Consider the following 16,354-nt stretch of genomic DNA (forward strand, 5'->3'; position numbering starts at 1 on the left):
CCTCGGTCCACCGGTGCCCGGCTCCTGCGGAGCGGACGGAACTGCAGGTGGGACCAGTCTAGTCCGCGCGTATGCGATCGCTAAGCACTTCCCGTACCGTGCTGAATCGTTATCCCGTAACCTCGGACGGCGCCCCCGGCCGCGCGTGCGGAGTGCCGTCCGGCGCCACTCAGCGCCGGATGCCGCGCCGGAAGTACAGGACCGGTCCCACGAAGTTGACGGCGATGACCGCCGCCCACTTCCCCTTGCTGCCGTTGACCTCCGCCGCGGGGCGCAGGGCGAGGTCCGCCCAGGCGGTGGCCGCCAATGAGACCTGCACGGACGCCAGGGTCAGCAGCGCGGTCTGCTGCCCCGGCGTGAGGTCCTTCCACCGGGTGCTCCTCCTGGTGCCGGTGCGCGTCATGATCGTCCTCCCGCTGCTCGGGGACCCGGAGTCCCGCCCGGCCGCTCCGTCGGCGGCCCGTGGCACTCATGCTGGTGCGGTCCCAGCGGTCCGTCAACGCCCGGACTCCGGTGCGCCACCGCGGCGCCGGATCGTGCCGGCCAGGCGCTGCCGCAGCACCGCGGTGCTGAGCGCGCGGACGCCGTCGCCGTTGACGGAGACGAACAGGCCCGTGTCCGAGTGTGACCGAGGATGCCGGAGCTCCGCGGTGTCCGGCGGCCCCGGGAGGACCGGCGCGGGCCGCGGGTCTAGCCTGGGAGCATGACCCGGTCCCGGACGTTGTCGCGCTCCGCTCCCGTGCCCGTCCTGTGGTACCTGCCGGCCGCCGCCGTCGTGATGCTCAGGAGCCGGCCGTGACCGGGCGGCTGCCGCGCGGCGCCCGCCGGCACTGGGCGGACCTGGAGCGCCCGGGCCACCTGGTGCCGCCCCCGGTGGACACTGCGGCGATCGCCGGCCTGCCCGAGCCCGCGCGCCGCTGGCTGGGGCGTGCCGTGCCGCCCGGCACCCCGGCATGGGCCGCGGCAGAGCTGTCGATGCGCGGCGAGATCCGGCTCGGCGGCTCGTGGCGGGCCTTCTCCGCCCGGCAGATCATCGCTCCCGGGATCGGCTTCGTGTGGGCCGCCCGCACCCGGGTCCGCGGCCTGCCGGCCGCGGGCTACGACCGGTACGGCCCCGGCGGGGGCGAGATGCGGTGGCGGCTGCTGGGCCTCCTGCCCGTGCTGTCCGCCGCGGGGCCGGACGTCACCCGCAGCGCCGCGGGGCGGCTCGCCGGCGAGGGGGTCACCGTGCCGACGGCCTGCCTGGGCGCCACCTGGTCGGAGGGGCCCTCGCCGGACACCGCCGTCATGTCCTGGGTCCTCGACAGGGAGCGCGAGGACGCCCTGATCCGGGTCGACCCGGAGGGCCGGCTCCAGGAGCTGAGCATGCAGCGGTGGGGTGATCCCGGCGGCACCGGATACGGCCGCCACCCCTTCGGGGTCGCCCTGTCCGAGGAGGCCGAGGTCGCCGGCGTGCGCGTGGCCACCGTCCTGCGCGCCGGCTGGGCGTGGGGCACCGAGCGGCAGGCCGAGGGCGAGTTCTTCCGGGCGCGGATCCAGGACGTCCGCTTCCGCTGAGCGGCTCTCCGGGGCCGGTCGCCATGGGACTGTGCTCCGGGCGCCGCGCTCCGGGCGCCGCGCTCCGGGCACGGCTCTCCAGGAACGGCCCTCCCGGAACGGCCCTCCCGGAACGGTCCTTCCGGAACGGCCGATATGGGAGGACGTCCTGCTCAGCGGACCGGGTCCCGACCGCCTCGCCCGTCCTCGGGCCGGTCCTGCGGCCGGTCGTGCGGCCGGTCCTGCTCCGGAGCGGACCAGGGCGCCGGCGCGTGGGGCGGGGGCTCGACGGGCCCCTGGTCGAGCCGGAACGGCGGGTACTCGTCCCGCATGAGCAGGACGTAGGCGAGGACCCGGTTGACCCAGCGGTTGATGCCCATGATCAGCGCGAACAGCTCGGGACGGTACCGGCCCGTGAAGAGCAGGATCACGGCGGCCACGAGCACGAGCAGCCCGAGCAGCGACGGTCCCCAGCTGGTGGTCGTCGTGCCGTCGTCGCCGCTGCGGCTGGTGCTCCACGTGCCGCCGCCGCCCGTGAGCACCCCCAGGATCAGCAGGTGGGGGATCGCCAGGAGCCACCACTTCACGAGCACGAGGCCCCGGGACAGGCGCTCCGGATAGGCGACCTCGAGCTCCGCCGGATGGTCCGCGCGCGCCAGGGTGAAGGGCGGGTACCGGTCGGTGCCCAGGGCCGAGTACGAGTAGAACGCCACCCGCCAGCTCCACCGCAGGACCCCCACGCAGAAGGAGAACCACGAGGGCGGGTACCGGCCTGTGAACAGGACGGCGAACCCGGCGGCGACCGTGGTCACCAGGAGGGCGAACCAGAGCACGGCCAGCACGATCAGGTGCGGGATCACCAGCAACCACTTGACCAGCCATAGCCAGCGGGACAGCCGGGCGTCCAGGAAGCCGGCCAGGCGCACCGGGTACATCGGTGGCGGGGTCCCCCCGTCCCGCCCCGGGGCCGCGGCGAGGGCCGCGCCCGGACCTGTGCCGCGCGGCGGGGTGCGCGGGTCGATGTCACGGCCCAGTCCGGCGGCGCCGAGCAGCAGCAGCGGGACGCCCACGACCAGACCGGTCAGGCCGCCCACCAGCTGGCCGCCGGCCAGGGGGCCCAGCAGCTCGGAGCGCGCCCCGAGCTGCAGGTCCGCCCAGACCGGCCGGGTGGCGTCAGCGTTCATCACCACCAGCGTCCAGCTGCCCGAGCGCACGTCCAGGGTCAGCTCCCGGGTGCCGGGACCCTGGTCGGAGTCGGTCCAGAAGGTCTGGTTCCCGGGCCGGTCGGGCACCCGCTCGCCGGGCACCCGGGAGCGGGTGTCGTCCTCGGACTCCGTGGCACTGCCCAGCTCGGCGTGGGCCACGCCCTCGAGGTACCGCTCGACGTCGGCGGTCTCGGCCACGCCCACGAAGATGTCCTGCTGCGGATCCGCCGCCGTCACGCGCACCTGCACCTGACCCAGCCGATCCAGGAAGGGCACGGGGGACAGCCCGGCGCCGCCGACGTCGAGCACGGCGGGCGGGCCGACCAGGGCGTAGGTGATGGTCTGGTGCCGGTCCGGGGGCGCGGTGAGGAAGCGCCCGTCCTGCTGGGCCGCTGCGGCGCCGGCCAGGACGAGACCGCCGACCAGGGCCGCCAGGCCCAGGGCGGTCAGGAGGGCGCCCAGGACCAGCAGCACCCACTGCCCGGGTCTGGTGCGGCGGGGGGCGCCCTGCCGGTCGGACGGATGGGATGGGCGGGAGACGGAGTGGTCGTTCATGGACGCTCCTGGGGAGTCGGACGGTGGGCGGAGCCCCGTGCGGGGCGTCCGGGCAGCAGAGGTCGGCGGCGATGTCACGGCCCCGCGCGCGGGACCGGCGTCGCGGCTCACGGGCGCAGCACGGCGGCGCCCGTGACCCGGTCCGCGGCCAGGTCGGCGAGGGCCCGGTCCGCCGCACGCAGGGGATAGGGGACGGTCGTGGGGCGCAGCCCCAGCCGGGCGGCCAGCCGCAGGAACTCCTCGCCGTCCTGCCTCGTGTTGGCGGTCACGCTGCGCAGCTGCCGCTCCTGGAAGAGCTCCGCGGCGTAGTCGAGGGCCGGGATGTCGCTGAGGTGGATCCCGGCGAGGGCGAGGGTGCCGCCCCGGTCCAGGGCGCGCAGCGCCGGGGGCACGAGGGTGCCTGCGGGGGCGAAGAGGATCGCCGCGTCCAGCGGCGCCGGGGGAGGCTCGTCGGCCTCGCCCACGGAGGCCGCGCCCAGCTCGCGGGCCAGCTCCCGCGCCGCCTCCGAGCGGGTCATGACGTGCACCTCCGCGCCCTGGTGCAGGGCCACCTGGGCGGCCAGGTGGGCGGAGGCGCCGAAGCCGTAGATGCCCAGCCGGCCTCCGGGGGGCAGCTGCGCCCGCCGCAGCGCCCGGTAGCCGATGATCCCGGCGCACAGCAGCGGGGCCGCGTGCTCGTCGTCGAACTCCTCGGGCAGGCGGTAGGCGAAGGCCTCGGGGACCAGGGTGAGTTCCGCGTAGCCGCCGTCCTGGTCCCAGCCGGTGAAGCGCGGGGTCGTGCAGAGGTTCTCCCGGCCGCGTCGGCAGAACCGGCAGCGCCCGCAGGTGTGCCGCAGCCACGCGACGCCCACGCGCTCGCCCCTCCGGAACCGGGCGCAGCCCGGGCCCCGGTCCACCACCTCGCCGACGATCTCGTGGCCCGGGATCACCCCCGCCCGGTGCAGCGGGAGATCGCCCTCCACGAGGTGCAGATCGGTGCGGCACACCCCGCAGGCCCGCACCCGGACGAGCAGCTCCCCGGCACCCGGCACGGGGTCGGGACACTGCCCGAACCGCATCGGCCCGCCGGAGGCGGGACCGGGCTCATGGATCCACCACGCACGCATGCTGTCCTCGTCGATCCCCCCCGGGGAGGGCTCCGGCCTCGGCCGTGGCCTCTGTCCTGGCTCCGAGTCTAGGAACGGATCGCGGGCCCCGTCAGGAAACGAGCAATGTTAATGCTCCCCCGGGGACCGCGGTCCTCCTCCTCGCCGCCGACGGCGCGGAGCACCGTCACCAGGACGACGGCGGACGGCGCCGCTCGCGAGCATCAGGACCGCCGGTCCCCGCGCCGGTACCCCGCAGATGACGGCGGAGGTGTTCCCAACCGGGGCCCGGGGGACGACCATGGGGGGACGAAGGGCCGCGCGGGTGCGGTCGGCGTCGCAGTCACCCGGGCGGAACCTGTTCCGGCCCGCGACGAGAGGACTCAGGGATGACCGAGCGCATCGACCGATGGCCCACAGGAGCCCCGTGCTGGGTGGACATCATGGTCTCCGACCTGGACCGTTCCATGGACTTCTACGCCACCGTGCTCGGGTGGCGGTTCACGCCCTCGGACCCGGGCTACGGCGGCTACTGCAACGCCCTGGTGGACGGCGAGCCGGTGGCGGGAATGTCGCCGGCGCTGCCCGAGACGGAGGACGACCCGCACGCGTGGGCGGTCTACCTCGCGTCCGACGACATCGTGGCCACGGGCAGGGCCGCGGTGGCGGCCGGCGCCCGGCAGCTGTTCGAGCCGATGGCCGTGGGCAGCTTCGGCACCATGGGCGTGTGGGTCGATCCCACGGGCGCGGCCTTCGGGGTGTGGCAGCCGCAGGAGCACACCGGGTTCAGCATCGTGGGCAAGCACGGGACCGTGGCCTGGTGCGACCTCCTGACGTCGGACCAGGCCGCCGCCGAACGGTTCTACGCCGAGGTCTTCGGCTACACCTACCAGGACATCGGGACCCGGCACGAGGCGTATGCCGTGTTCACGGTCCCGGGGATGGACCGCTCGGCCGGCGGGATCGGCGTGCCCGCCGAGGACGTCGACCACCTGCAGGAGGCGCCGCCGCTGTGGTGGGTCTGCTTCGAGGTCGACGACGCCGACATCGCGGCGGAGCGGGTGGTCGCCGCCGGGGGCACGCTGGTCCAGGAGCCGGAGGAGTTCGGCTACGGGGAACTCGTGTTCGCCGCCGGCCCGGACGGCGAGCGCTTCGCCATGATGGGCCCGTCCTCGGAGGACTGGACCGAGGTGGACGGCGAGGACACCGACGAGGACGACGGTCAGCCGTGAGCGCGGGCCCCTCGCCGGCCTCGGCCGATGGGAGACCCGCGGTGTCCGGCGCCGGCGCACCGGCGCCTCAGGACGGACGCCTCAGAACATGCCCACGAGGGCGCCGACGAACCACAGCACCACGAACAGCGCCACGAGGCCGATGATCACCGCCAGCGCGATCTTGCCCTTCGCGGAGTCCCCGGGGTGGTCGACGTCCAGGTCGGGGTTGTTGGGCCCCACGCCCACACCGGCGTCGGGCGGGGTGTCCCCCTCGATGCTGAGGCCGGACTCCTCGTTCAAGGCGTCGCTGGCCTTCTTCGGGTCGTTGCGCGCGTTCTCGGGATTGATCTCGGCCACGGGGTCCTGCTTTCTCCGGTCGGACGTGCTGGGACGGGTGCTTCCAGCAGGATAGCAAGCGTGCTGGCGAAACAGGCCCTCTCCCGTCCGGAGGCCGCCGCCCAGGGCACCCGGCCAGGGTCCGGGGCCCGGGATCCGGACCGCCGGACGAGCGGCTCAGCGGCCCCAGCGGCCGCGGAGGGCGTCGACCAGCACCGCGAAGTCCTCGGCCATGTCCAGGTGGCCGGGATCGGCGAGCCACTGGACCTGCAGGCCGTCCACCGCGGCGATGACGCAGCGCACGATCGACTCGACCGGTGCGTCCTCCACCAGCCGGCCGTCGTCGTCGGCCTCGGCCAGCGCCGCGCGGAGCTGCTCCGCGGTGCTGCGGTGGTGGTGACGCAACCAGGGGTTGGCGGGGTGCCCGGGATCCACGGCCTCGGCGGCCACGGTGGTGAACAGCCGCACGATGCCGGGCCGGCCCTGGTTGTGCCGGACGAGCTCCACCAGGCTGTCGAGGAACGCCCAGCCGCGCGGGCGCCCGGCGCCCGGGGGCCGGACCCGGGCGAGGTCGATCTCGTCTCGCCGGTCCAGCACGGCCTGCAGCAGCACGTCCTTGGTGGGGAAGTAGTGGATGAGCCCCGTCTGGCTCATCCCGCACGCCCGGGCCACCTCGCTCATCGAGGTCCCCCGGTAGCCCTCCGCGGAGAAGACCTCCGCGGCCGTCGCCAGGATGTCCTCCCGCCGCGCGGTGCTGTCGGCGCCCCGGGGGCGTCCCGGGCCGCGGCGGGGCCGTGGGGACGTGGGCTCGGGGGCCATGGGGATCTCCTGACGGACGGGCAGGGACGGCCCGGTCGGGGCGGCCGGCCCCGGGCCGGTGCTCAGGCCAACGATACCCGCGCCCGGACGTCGCCCAGCCCCCGGGCGACCACGAGCTCCCCGCCCCCGGCCAGGGGCGACCAGGTGCCGGTGGCCTCGTCCCAGCGGCGGAGCAGCCGGGCGTCGCAGGTCACCGTGACCGCGGCGGTGGCCCCGGCGGCCACGTCTGCGCCCCGGTAGCCGACCAGGCGGATCGGCTGGTCCTCCTCGGCGGGATCCAGGTACACCTGCACGGTCTCCCGCGAGTCCCGGGCGGACGTGTTGGTGAGTTCGACCGTGACCTCGAGCCCGTCCGGGCTCTCGTGGGCCTGCGCGGTCCCGTACTCCCAGCTGCCGTAGCCCAGGCCGTGCCCGAACCAGAACAGCGGGGCGGGGGCGTGCCCGGCGTGGAAGCCGCGGTGGCCGATGAACGTGCCGTCGTCGTAGGGCAGGGCCAGGTCCTCGCCTGGGACCACGTCCCAGGCCGGGGCCGCACCGTCCGCGGCGGGCCAGCTCGTGACCAGGCGCCCGGTGGGCTCCAGCGCGCCGGTCAGGGCGGCGGCCACGGCGTGCCCGCCCTCCTGGCCCGGCAGCCCGGCGACCAGCACCGCGTCCACCTCCGCCAGCCACGGCATGAGCACGGGGGTGGCCGCGTTGACGACCACGACGGTCCGCCCGGCGGCGGCCGCGACCCGGTGGACGAGCTCGTCCTGGCGCCCCGGCAGGGCGAGGGTCGTCTTGTCCGCGGCCTCGGTCTCGTCCTCCTCGGTGAGCCCGACGACGACCACGGCCGTGCCGGCACCGGCCGCCGCGGCCTCGGCGGCGGCGATCAGCTCGTCGTCGTGGCGCGGGGCCGGGGCGGCCACCAGGGCCGTGCGGCCCAGGGCGGTCATGTCCAGCAGGTGGCTCTCCTCGGCCAGGCCCAGGGAGGGCTCGCGCAGGAGCAGCTCCCGCCAGTCGACCGGGTGGAGGGCCACGGTGGCGGTCACGGTCGCCGCGGCCGGCAGCTCCACGGTCCCGGCGAAGGCCGGCGGGCGCAGCATCGTCCCGCCCGGGTCCTGGCCGGCGACGCGCAGCCGTGCCGAGACCTCGGCGCCGCCGCCGGCCACGGTCCAGTCGCCGGTGCCGATCGCGCCCAGCAGCACCGGACCGGCGTCGTTGGCCAGGGTCGTGGTGAGCACCGCGGTGGCCGGGTCCTGGTCGAACTCGTCGTCCCAGCCGATCGAGATCGTGGAGGAGTCCGAGTGGCAGCGGGAGAGCTCGGTGCCGTCGGCGGCGAGCAGCACCACCTGCATCCCGGGGGTGCCGGTGACCGGATCCGTCAGGAAGGCCGGGTCCGCGGCGACGGGCCGGGCCCGCACGGCCACGCCGTCGGTCACGTGCACGCGGTCCCCGAGCAGCGCGCTCAGCCCCTCGGCCACGGTGGACCGGTACGGCGGATTGACCGTGGCGGAGCCCCCGCCCATGTCCACGGTGTCGATCGCGTGCCGGCCGATCAGCGCCACGGCGCCGCCGGCGTCCACGGCCAGCGGCAGGACGCCGTTGTTCGTGGCGACCGTCATGCCGCGGGCGGCGATCCGCCGCAGCTGCTCCCGGCGGACCGGCGAGTCCACCGTGGGCTGGTCCTGCGCCCACCGCCGGGGCTGCTGCCCCTCGGGGGTGAGCCCGCCGACCCGGTCGGCCAGGCGCAGCAGCCGCAGCACGTGGTCGTCCACGGATTCCTCGGGAACCTCGCCGGCGCGCACGGCGGCGACGAGGCGGGCGCCCCACGGTCCGTCGGGGCCGGGCATGACGAGGTCCAGGCCGCCGTTGGCCGAGGCCACGGTGCGCTTGGTGGCGAACCAGTCGCTCATGATCAGCCCGTCCCAGTCCCACTCGCCCTTGACGATCCTGTTCTGCACGTGGTCCTGCTCCGTGGCCGGCACCCCGTTGACGTCGTTGTAGGCGGCCATCATCGACCAGGCGCCCGCGTCCGCCACGGCCATCTCGAACGGGAGGAGGTACAGCTCGCGCAGCGCCGTCTCGGAGACGCGGGAGTCCATGAAGTTGCGCAGCGTCTCGGACTCGTTGGCCACCAGGTGCTTCAGGCACGCTGCGGTCCCGTGCTCCTGCATGCCGCGCACGTAGGCGGCGGCGGTGCGCCCCGTCAGGTACGGGTCCTCGGAGTAGGCCTCGAACAGCCGCCCGCCCAGCGGGCTGCGGTGCAGATTGACGGTGGGGCCGAGGACCACGTGGATCTGCTGGCGCTGGGCCTCCTCGGCCAGCAGCCGGCCGACCTCCGCGGCGACCTCGTCGTCGAAGGAGCCGGCGATCAGGGTGGCGTTGGGGAGCAGCGCCACGGCGTCGCCGCCGACGAACTTCAGCCCGCGCACCCCGGTGGGCCCGTCCGAGAAGGCCAGGGGAGCCAGGCCGATCCGGTCGTTGCCGGGGAGGGTGAACGCGGTCTCCCCGGTGAGCAGGTGGACCTTCTCCGCCAGGGAGAGGCGGCCGACGAGCTCGGCGAGGCGGGCGGTGCGGTCGAGGGTGCGGCGGGGGTCGGCCATGATCGCTTCTCATTCCTGACGGGTGGACCGCGAGGACCGCGGCCGGGCCTCCGGACCTCGCGCGCACTTCCGGAGCCGTGAATAGTAAAGGCTTCCTGTTCTAGCACGTGACCCGGAGCACTGCCGGTGCGGCAGGGAGTCATGAGGTGTCGCTCAGAGCAGCGGTGCGGCCGCGGTCAGCCCCGCGACGACGGCGAGCACGGTGAGTGCGCCGGTGCCCGCCGCATTGAGCACCGCCCGGTGCGGTCTCCCGTCCCGGGCCAGCCGCACGGTGTCGGCCATCGCGGTGGAGAAGGTGGTGTATCCGCCGCAGAAGCCGGTCACGGCGGCCGCCGCCGCGGGCCCGCCCAGTGTCCCGGCCAGCGCGGCGCCGGAGAGGAGCCCGGCCAGGAACGAGCCGCTCACGTTGACGACCACGGTGCCGGCCGGGAAGGACGTCCCCCACCGCTGCCGCACGGCCCCGTCCACCGCGAACCGGGCCATCGCCCCCAGCCCGCCGAGGAGGCAGATCAGCACGGCGGTCACGCGCGCCGCCCCCGGGCCGCGACGACGGTGCCGGCGAGACAGGCCAGGAACCCGCCGCCCAGCGAGATCCCCACGTAGGCCAGCGCCTGTCCTGCTGCCCCGCCGGCCAGCAGCCGCTCCGCCTCGAGGGCGAGCGACGAGAACGTCGTGAACCCGCCCAGTGCGCCGGTGCCCGCGCCGAGGCGCAGCAGCATCCTGCGGGGCGTCTCCTCGCCGCGCCGCAGGAGGGCCTCCAGGAGCACCCCGAGCAGGAACGCCCCGAGCAGGTTCGCCGTCAGGGTGGCCAGGGGCCAGCCGGCCGCCGCCGGCAGCAGCAGGGCGAGACCGTGGCGGGCGCCGGTGCCCAGTGCCCCGCCCGCCCCCACGGCGAGGACCAGCAGCAGACGCCGGTGCGGCGGTCGGCTCATGGGGTGCTCCTCGGGGCGGGCTCCTGGGGGAGCGGTCGGCGGCTCGATCCTACCGGCGGGTCCGTAGGATGTCCGGGTGCAGACGATACGCGGCGCCCGGATCCTCCTGGCCCTCAAGACCTCGCTCGCCGTGGCCCTGTCCTGGGCCGTGGCACAGCGGATGCCTGGGGTGCTCGACGAGTATCCCTACTACGCTCCGCTGGGCGCGATCTCCGCGATGTACCCGACCGTGCTGGGCTCGGTGCGCGCTGGGCTGCAGACGGTGGCCGGCATCGCCCTGGGCATCCTCCTGGCGGCCGGGGTCCTGCTGCTCGGCGACCCCAACCTGGTGACGGTGGCCGTGGCGGTCGGCGTGGGCGTGCTCCTGGCCGGCATCCGCCGGCTCGGGGCGGGCGCGGAGTACGTCCCGGTCGGCGCGCTGTTCGTGCTCATCATCGGGGGCCAGGACGCCGAGGGCTTCTCGGTGGGCTTCCTCGTGCAGATGTCGGTGGGCGTGGCGATCGGGCTGATCGTCAACGTGACGGTGTTCCCGCCGCTGGACTTCCGCACCGCCCGCCTCCAGCTCGACCGGCTGCAGCGCGTCGTCGTCGACTATCTCGAGGACGTCGCCGGGGAGCTCGCGGAGCCCGGGACCACCGGGGGCCGGGACTGGCGCCGGCGCAACCACGCCCTGGTGCGGATCACGGGCGAGGTGCGCGAGGCGGTCGACGAGTCCGCGCGCAGCGCCCGCGCCAACCCGAGGATGGTGCTCCGGCGGCGGCGCACCGCGGACCCGGGGGACCCCGGCTACGACTCGCTGCTGAAGCTCGAGAACGTCGTCTTCCACCTCCGCGGCTTCACGGATGCCGTCCGGGAGCTCTACGACCACGAGCAGCACGACTGGCTGGTGTCCACGGCCCTGAGCGCCCGGCTGGCCGAGGCGGCGCAGTCCGCCGCCGACGCGGTGCGCGCGTGGGCCGCCGGTGAGGATCCCGAGGAGGCGGCCGAACGGGTCCGTTCCCTGGGCGGCCGGCTCCACGCCGATCTCACGGACCTCTCCCGGACGGAGGACCAGCTCGTGCTGGCCGCGGCCCGCGACCTCGCCCGGCTCGTGGCGGTCCTGGACCCGCCGAGCGCCCCGCCGGCCGGCAGCAGCGCGGTGACCCGCGGCTGAGGCGTCCGCCGGCCCGGGGGCCGCGCCGTCCCGGGGCCCGTGGGTCCCCGGGACGGCGGGCGGCTCAGGACCGGGCGCCCCGCCGCAGGCGCAGCGCGCCCGCCGCGCTCGCGGCGATCCCCGCGGCCAGCAGCCCGGCCAGCAGGCCGGCACCCGGGCGCCGCTCGTGCTCCGCGGCGGCCGTCTGCATGTTGAGGCCCGGGTTGACGGCCGCGGGCGGGGCCTCCACGGGCGCCGGGGCGGCCTCCACCGGGGCGGCCTCCACCGGGGCGGCCTCGACCGGGGCGGCCTCGACCGGTGCGGCCCCGACCGGAGCGGGGAGCGCCGGCGCCGGGGCTACCACGGGGGCCGGAGCGGCGGGTCCCTCGCAGGCCACGACGGCCTGCTCGAGGAGTCCGAGAAGCTGGTCGACCGTGGCCTCGTCGAGGGCCAGCTCGGCGAGCAGCGCCTCGAACGCCACGGCGGCGTCGGCGAGGGCCTGCTCGGCGACGGCGGGGTCGAGCGCGCCCAGCGCGGCGGTGAGCTGCTGGTCGAGCTCGACGAGGCGGGCCTCGGCCTGGGCGACGGCTGCCGGGTCGCCGGACTCCTGCGCCGCCATCAGTGCGGCCGCGGCGGCCTCGAGCTCCTGCAGGCTCGGCCCGCCGGCGCCCTCGACGAGCGCGGCGTACTGGGCCTCGGCGGCGGCCACGGCCTCGGCCGACAGATCGAGTGCGCCGAGCGACCCGGGTGTGAGGCCGGCCCCGGCCAGCGCCGCGTCCAGCTGCGCGGTGGCCTGCAGGCAGGCGGGGTCCCCGGGGGCCGCGACGGCGGCCGGGGCGGCGAGGAAGAGCCCTCCGGCCAGCATCGCGGCCGAGGCGCCCGCGGCCGCCCATGTCTTTCCAGCAGTCATGTCCTGTGTCTCCTGTGCTCGGTCGTCGCCCCGGGGTCACCCCGCGGCCGGCAGCGCGCGGCCTGACCTCCCCCCGCGTCGCCGATCCGCGCGGTGGCGGGGCGACAGGAAATGCCGTGCTGCTGGTCGTGCGGCGCGCACCGTGGAGCTCGCGGAGAGCCGGCGCGTCCGGCGGACTGCTGTGCCGCCAAAATACGTTCCGGTAGCCTTTGTTGGCAATAGTTAACGCGTGGATCGGCGCAGGGACGGCTCGTACCTCCGGCGCCGGGGCTCCGGGGTGGCAGGACGTCCCCGGGCTCCGTCCTGCGCGCGCAGGACGGAGCCCGGGGATCCGCCGGACGCCGCGCCCCGGTGGCGGCGCCGGTGCCGGTCGGCCGCCTCGCCGTAGGCGGCCACGAGGAACTCCGTCGCGGCACGCCAGCCGAGGCCCTCGGTCTCGGCCCGGCCGGCCGCGCCCATCCGTGCGCGCAGGCCCGCGTCGTCGAGCAGCCGGGCCAGGGCCCCGGTGAGCGCGTCCGCGTCGCCGGGCGGCACGAGCAGCCCGGTCCGCCCGTCGTCCACCGCGAACGGGATGCCGCCGGCCCGCGCGCCGACCACCGGCACCCCGCTCGCCAGGGACTCCAGGGCCACGAGCCCCAGTGTCTCCGTGGTGGACGGGAACGCGAGCACGTCCGCCGAGGCGAACGCGGCCGCCAGCTCCTCCCCGGCCAGCCGTCCCGGGAAGACCGTGGGGGTGCCGGCGAAGCGCCGTTCGAGCTCCGGCCGGTGCGGGCCGTCGCCCACCACGGCGAGCCGGGTGCCGGGTAGCCGCCGGATCGGCTCGAGCAGCGCCGCCACGTCCTTCTCCCTCGACAGCCGTCCCACGGAGAGCACCAGCTTCTCCCCGGGGTGCCCGGCGGTGAGCCGGGACCGCATCACCGCGGAGGTCTTGGCGGGGTGGAACAGGTCGGTGTCCACGCCCTTGGGCCACAGCGCCGCACGGCGCACCCCCAGGGCCGCGGCCCGTTCCAGCATGGGCCCGGACGTGCACAGGTTGACCTCGGCGAGATCGTGGGTCGTGCGGATCCACCGCTCCACGGGCCGGCGCAGGGCGCCGAGCCCGTGCCCGAGCACGCTCATGTACTGCGGCACGTCGGTGTGGATGGACGCCAGCAGCGGGAGGTCCCGCGTCCGGGCGGAGAGCGCGCCCCACGCGCCGAACCACACCGGGTTCACGGCGTGCACCACGTCGGGGCGGAACGCCGACACGGCGCGCTCGACGCGCGGGGACGGCAGGCCTCCCCGGATCTCCCGGTACCAGGGGAACGCCACGGACGGGGCCCTGACCACCCGGTGCGGACCCCAGCGCGCGGGTGGCTCCCCGGGCGTGAGCACGAGCACCTCGTGGCCGAGCTGCCCGAGCTCGTCGAGGGTGCGCGTCAGGCGCGTCACCACGCCGTCGACGTTCGGGACGAAGACGTCCGTCCAGAGCGCGATCCGCATCCGCCGGCTCAGGCGCCCACGGCCGCGGGGCGGGCCGGCCGTGCCGGGATCCCCGGGCGCCGGCGGGCGTTCCACACGGACCTCGCCGGGATGCGGGCGAGGTCCACGCGGTGGGCCCAGCGCACGGCGGTCTGCTCGACCTCGAGTAGCAGCCCCTCCGAGAGGGTCGTGGGCCGCAGGCCGAGGTCCAGGAACGCGCCGTTGTCGACGTGCAGCTCGTTCTCCGCCGACTCCTGGCGGGGGTTGGGGACCAGCTCGACCTCCGCGCCGGTGAGCCCGGCCACGAGCCGGGCGAGGTCGCGGACCCGGTGGGTCTCCGTCATCTGGTTGAAGATCTTCACGCGGTCCCCGGCCGCCGGGGGGTGGAGCAGGGCCAGCTCCACGCACCGGACCATGTCCTGGATGTGGATGAACGCGCGGGTCTGCCCGCCGGTGCCGTGCACGGTCAGCGGGTGGCCGACCGCCGCCTGGACGAGGAAGCGGTTGAGGACGGTGCCGTAGTCGCCGTCGTAGTCGAAGCGGTTGACGAGCCGCTCGTCGAGCGCCGTCTCCGCGGTGCTGGTGCCCCAGACGATGCCCTGGTGCAGGTCGGTGATCCGCAGCCGGTCGTTCTTCGCGTAGAACGCGAACATGGTCTGATCCAGCACCTTGGTCATGTGGTAGAGCGAGCCGGGCTGGGAGGGATAGAGGATCTGCTGGGTCACGCCGCCCTGCGGCCCGTGGACCTCCACGTCCAGGTAGCCCTCCGGGATCCGCATCCCGGCGGTGCCGTACCCGTAGACCCCCATGGTGCCCAGGTGCACGAGGTGGACGTCCAGACCGGACTCCACGACCGCGCACAGCACGTTGTGCGTGGCGTTGACGTTGTTGTCCACGGTGTAGCGCTTCGTGGCCGGGGTGCGCATGGAGTACGGCGCGGCACGCTGCTCCGCGAAGTGCACCACGGCGTCCGGGCGCTCGACGACGAGGAGGTCGAGGAACGCCTCGTGGTCCTCGGCGAGGTCGATCTGGGCACTGCCGATCCGCCGGCCCGTCCGCTCCTGCCAGGCGGCGCGGCGCTCGTCGAGGCCGCGGATGGGGGTCAGGGACTCCGTCCCCAGCTGGACGTCGATGGCGCGGCGGGAGAGGTTGTCGACCACCACCACGTCGTGGCCGCGCGCGGACAGGTGCAGTGCGGCGGGCCAGCCGCAGAAGCCGTCGCCGCCGAGGACCGCGATCTTCACGAGTGCTCCGTTCCCGGGCCGGCCGGTGCCGGGCCCGTCGTGTCGGTGCCAGTCTGCGGGGCAGGCATGAATCAGGGGTGAACGTCCAGGGTCATCTGCTGGTGGGCGAACGACCCGGGCGGCACCCGCCAGCCGGGCCCGGCGAGCTCGAGCAGCTCGTGGGGCAGATAGGCGCGGCGCAGGGACCGCAGCCCGTCGGTGCGCAGGAAGGACCCCGGGGCCAGGGGCAGCACGCCCACCGAGTACAGCCGGTAGGCCGCCGGGCTGCGCACCAGGTCGTTGTGCACCACGAGCCGGCGGGCCAGTCGCTCCGAGTCCGCGGCGAGGTCCCGCAGGGGCCCGGGGTCCAGGTGGTGGAGCAGGTGGTTGGAGACCACGACGTCGAACGTCTCGCCGGCCGCGACCAGCTCCCGGCTGGTGACCCGCCGGAAGACCGGGGGCGGTGTCCGCGGGTGCCGGGCCGACCAGCGGACGGTCCGTGCCGAGGCCCAGTCGTGGGCGCGGGCGTCCGGGTCGATGCCGGTGATCCGCAGCTCCACCCCGTCCCGCTGCGCCCACCGGGCCAGGTCGCGGGCCACGTCCCCGCCGCCGGAGCCGATGTCCAGCAGGGTCAGCGGCCGGCCGGGCTCGGCGAGGGGCCGGATCCGGCGCCGGTAGGTCGCGGACCACCCGGCGACCAGGGAGTTCACGACGTCGAAGCGCGCGTAGGTGCGCCGCAGCGCGGCGAGGTCGCAGCAGGGGTCGTCCATGAGCTCGCGCAGCTCGGCGTCCCGCCGGGAGAGGTCGGGCCGGGCGTGGGACAGGACGGAGGGCATCTGCCCATTCTGCGCGGGCCGCCAAGATCCGCCAAGGAGCACGGCGGGCCGGGAGCGGCGTGCCGCGCCGTCACTAGACTGGGGCTCCCGGCCGGTGCCGGGCACGACCGGACGGCAGGAGGGGACCGCGTGGGACACAGCGTGCGTGCCGTGGGCTCGCGGCCCGGCCCGTGGATCGGTCTCGCGAGCGCGTGCTGGGCCGCCAACGCCGCCCTGGGGGCGTCCGTGGGCGCCGGGCTCGTGCACACGGGCCGGTTCCGCTGGATCCACCACGCCCTCTACATCACCACCACCACGACGACGGCGCTGGCCGCGGCCCTCTCCGCCGCCTCGTCCACCGCCTCCGGGCGCGCGGCGGGCCGGGCCCTCGCGCCGGCGCTGCTGCCCCTGGCCGTCCTGCCGCACATCGGCACGCCCGCCCAGGGGCACCCGCGCCGCCACGCGCTCGCGGCGCTGTCCGCGGCACCGTTCTACGCCACCGCACTGTTCCGAGCCCGCGCCACCCGCACGGGCTGATCCGTCCGATCT

General features: G+C 75.8%; 16 protein-coding genes. 4 read left to right on the forward strand and 12 right to left on the reverse strand.

What is annotated here, in order from left to right; genetic code table 11:
* Positions 1 to 169: 169 nt before the first annotated feature.
* Entirely contained in the window at positions 170 to 403 is a 234-nt protein-coding gene (locus tag ABD220_RS12010; RefSeq protein WP_344122875.1) for a hypothetical protein, read from the reverse strand.
* A gap of 392 nt (positions 404 to 795) precedes the next feature.
* Between ABD220_RS12010 and ABD220_RS12015 the strand changes: the two genes are divergently transcribed.
* Positions 796 to 1,557: a DUF6920 family protein gene (locus ABD220_RS12015; RefSeq protein ID WP_344122878.1), complete on the forward strand. Its 762-nt coding sequence runs from the start codon at positions 796 to 798 to the stop codon at positions 1,555 to 1,557.
* A 152-nt stretch (positions 1,558 to 1,709) separates the two neighbouring features.
* On the opposite strand, the gene ABD220_RS12020 is transcribed toward ABD220_RS12015, so the two are convergent.
* The gene (locus ABD220_RS12020; RefSeq protein ID WP_344122879.1) at positions 1,710 to 3,296 is read right to left on the reverse strand and encodes a DUF4389 domain-containing protein; all 1,587 of its coding nucleotides are present in this window, start codon (positions 3,294 to 3,296) and stop codon (positions 1,710 to 1,712) included.
* A 107-nt stretch (positions 3,297 to 3,403) separates the two neighbouring features.
* Entirely contained in the window at positions 3,404 to 4,402 is a 999-nt protein-coding gene (locus ABD220_RS12025) for a zinc-dependent alcohol dehydrogenase family protein (RefSeq protein ID WP_344122880.1), read from the reverse strand.
* 368 nt (positions 4,403 to 4,770) lie between these two features.
* Between ABD220_RS12025 and ABD220_RS12030 the strand changes: the two genes are divergently transcribed.
* Entirely contained in the window at positions 4,771 to 5,613 is an 843-nt protein-coding gene (locus ABD220_RS12030; RefSeq protein WP_344122882.1) for a VOC family protein, read from the forward strand.
* Positions 5,614 to 5,694: 81 nt separating this feature from the next.
* On the opposite strand, the gene ABD220_RS12035 is transcribed toward ABD220_RS12030, so the two are convergent.
* From ABD220_RS12035 to ABD220_RS12055, 5 genes are all read right to left on the reverse strand, one after another.
* Positions 5,695 to 5,952: a hypothetical protein gene (locus tag ABD220_RS12035; RefSeq protein ID WP_344122884.1), complete on the reverse strand. Its 258-nt coding sequence runs from the start codon at positions 5,950 to 5,952 to the stop codon at positions 5,695 to 5,697.
* Positions 5,953 to 6,108: 156 nt separating this feature from the next.
* Positions 6,109 to 6,750: a TetR/AcrR family transcriptional regulator gene (locus tag ABD220_RS12040; RefSeq protein ID WP_344122885.1), complete on the reverse strand. Its 642-nt coding sequence runs from the start codon at positions 6,748 to 6,750 to the stop codon at positions 6,109 to 6,111.
* A 62-nt stretch (positions 6,751 to 6,812) separates the two neighbouring features.
* On the reverse strand, positions 6,813 to 9,332 hold the full coding sequence (locus tag ABD220_RS12045; protein WP_344122887.1) for a glycoside hydrolase family 3 protein: 2,520 nt from the start codon (positions 9,330 to 9,332) through the stop codon (positions 6,813 to 6,815).
* A 153-nt stretch (positions 9,333 to 9,485) separates the two neighbouring features.
* Positions 9,486 to 9,857 (reverse strand): fluoride efflux transporter FluC, encoded by a 372-nt coding sequence (locus ABD220_RS12050; protein ID WP_344122890.1) that lies wholly within the window; start codon positions 9,855 to 9,857, stop codon positions 9,486 to 9,488.
* A complete protein-coding gene (locus tag ABD220_RS12055; protein ID WP_344122892.1) occupies positions 9,854 to 10,264 on the reverse strand; it encodes a FluC/FEX family fluoride channel in 411 nt (136 codons plus the stop codon). The genes ABD220_RS12050 and ABD220_RS12055 overlap by 4 nt, the downstream gene beginning before the upstream one ends.
* Positions 10,265 to 10,340: 76 nt before the next feature.
* On the opposite strand from ABD220_RS12055, the gene ABD220_RS12060 reads away from it, so the two are divergent.
* The gene (locus ABD220_RS12060) at positions 10,341 to 11,417 is read left to right on the forward strand and encodes an FUSC family protein (protein WP_344122894.1); all 1,077 of its coding nucleotides are present in this window, start codon (positions 10,341 to 10,343) and stop codon (positions 11,415 to 11,417) included.
* A 64-nt stretch (positions 11,418 to 11,481) separates the two neighbouring features.
* On the opposite strand, the gene ABD220_RS12065 is transcribed toward ABD220_RS12060, so the two are convergent.
* From ABD220_RS12065 to ABD220_RS12080, 4 genes are all read right to left on the reverse strand, one after another.
* The gene (locus ABD220_RS12065; RefSeq protein ID WP_344122895.1) at positions 11,482 to 12,306 is read right to left on the reverse strand and encodes a hypothetical protein; all 825 of its coding nucleotides are present in this window, start codon (positions 12,304 to 12,306) and stop codon (positions 11,482 to 11,484) included.
* A 222-nt stretch (positions 12,307 to 12,528) separates the two neighbouring features.
* Entirely contained in the window at positions 12,529 to 13,788 is a 1,260-nt protein-coding gene (locus tag ABD220_RS12070) for a glycosyltransferase family 4 protein (protein WP_344122896.1), read from the reverse strand.
* 8 nt (positions 13,789 to 13,796) lie between these two features.
* Entirely contained in the window at positions 13,797 to 15,011 is a 1,215-nt protein-coding gene (locus ABD220_RS12075; RefSeq protein ID WP_344122898.1) for an NAD-dependent epimerase/dehydratase family protein, read from the reverse strand.
* 71 nt (positions 15,012 to 15,082) lie between these two features.
* Positions 15,083 to 15,826, reverse strand: a complete 744-nt coding sequence (locus ABD220_RS12080) for a methyltransferase domain-containing protein (RefSeq protein WP_344122900.1) — start codon at positions 15,824 to 15,826, stop codon at positions 15,083 to 15,085.
* A gap of 129 nt (positions 15,827 to 15,955) precedes the next feature.
* Here ABD220_RS12080 and ABD220_RS12085 point away from each other — a divergent pair, with 129 nt between their 5' ends.
* Positions 15,956 to 16,342 carry a hypothetical protein gene (locus ABD220_RS12085; protein WP_344122902.1) on the forward strand — a complete coding sequence of 129 codons (387 nt, stop codon included), beginning with the start codon at positions 15,956 to 15,958 and terminating at the stop codon, positions 16,340 to 16,342.
* Positions 16,343 to 16,354 lie beyond the last annotated feature (12 nt).

It is taken from the genome of Kocuria aegyptia, assembly GCF_039530085.1.
In the GTDB taxonomy this organism is placed as follows: Bacteria; Actinomycetota; Actinomycetes; order Actinomycetales; family Micrococcaceae; genus Kocuria; species Kocuria aegyptia.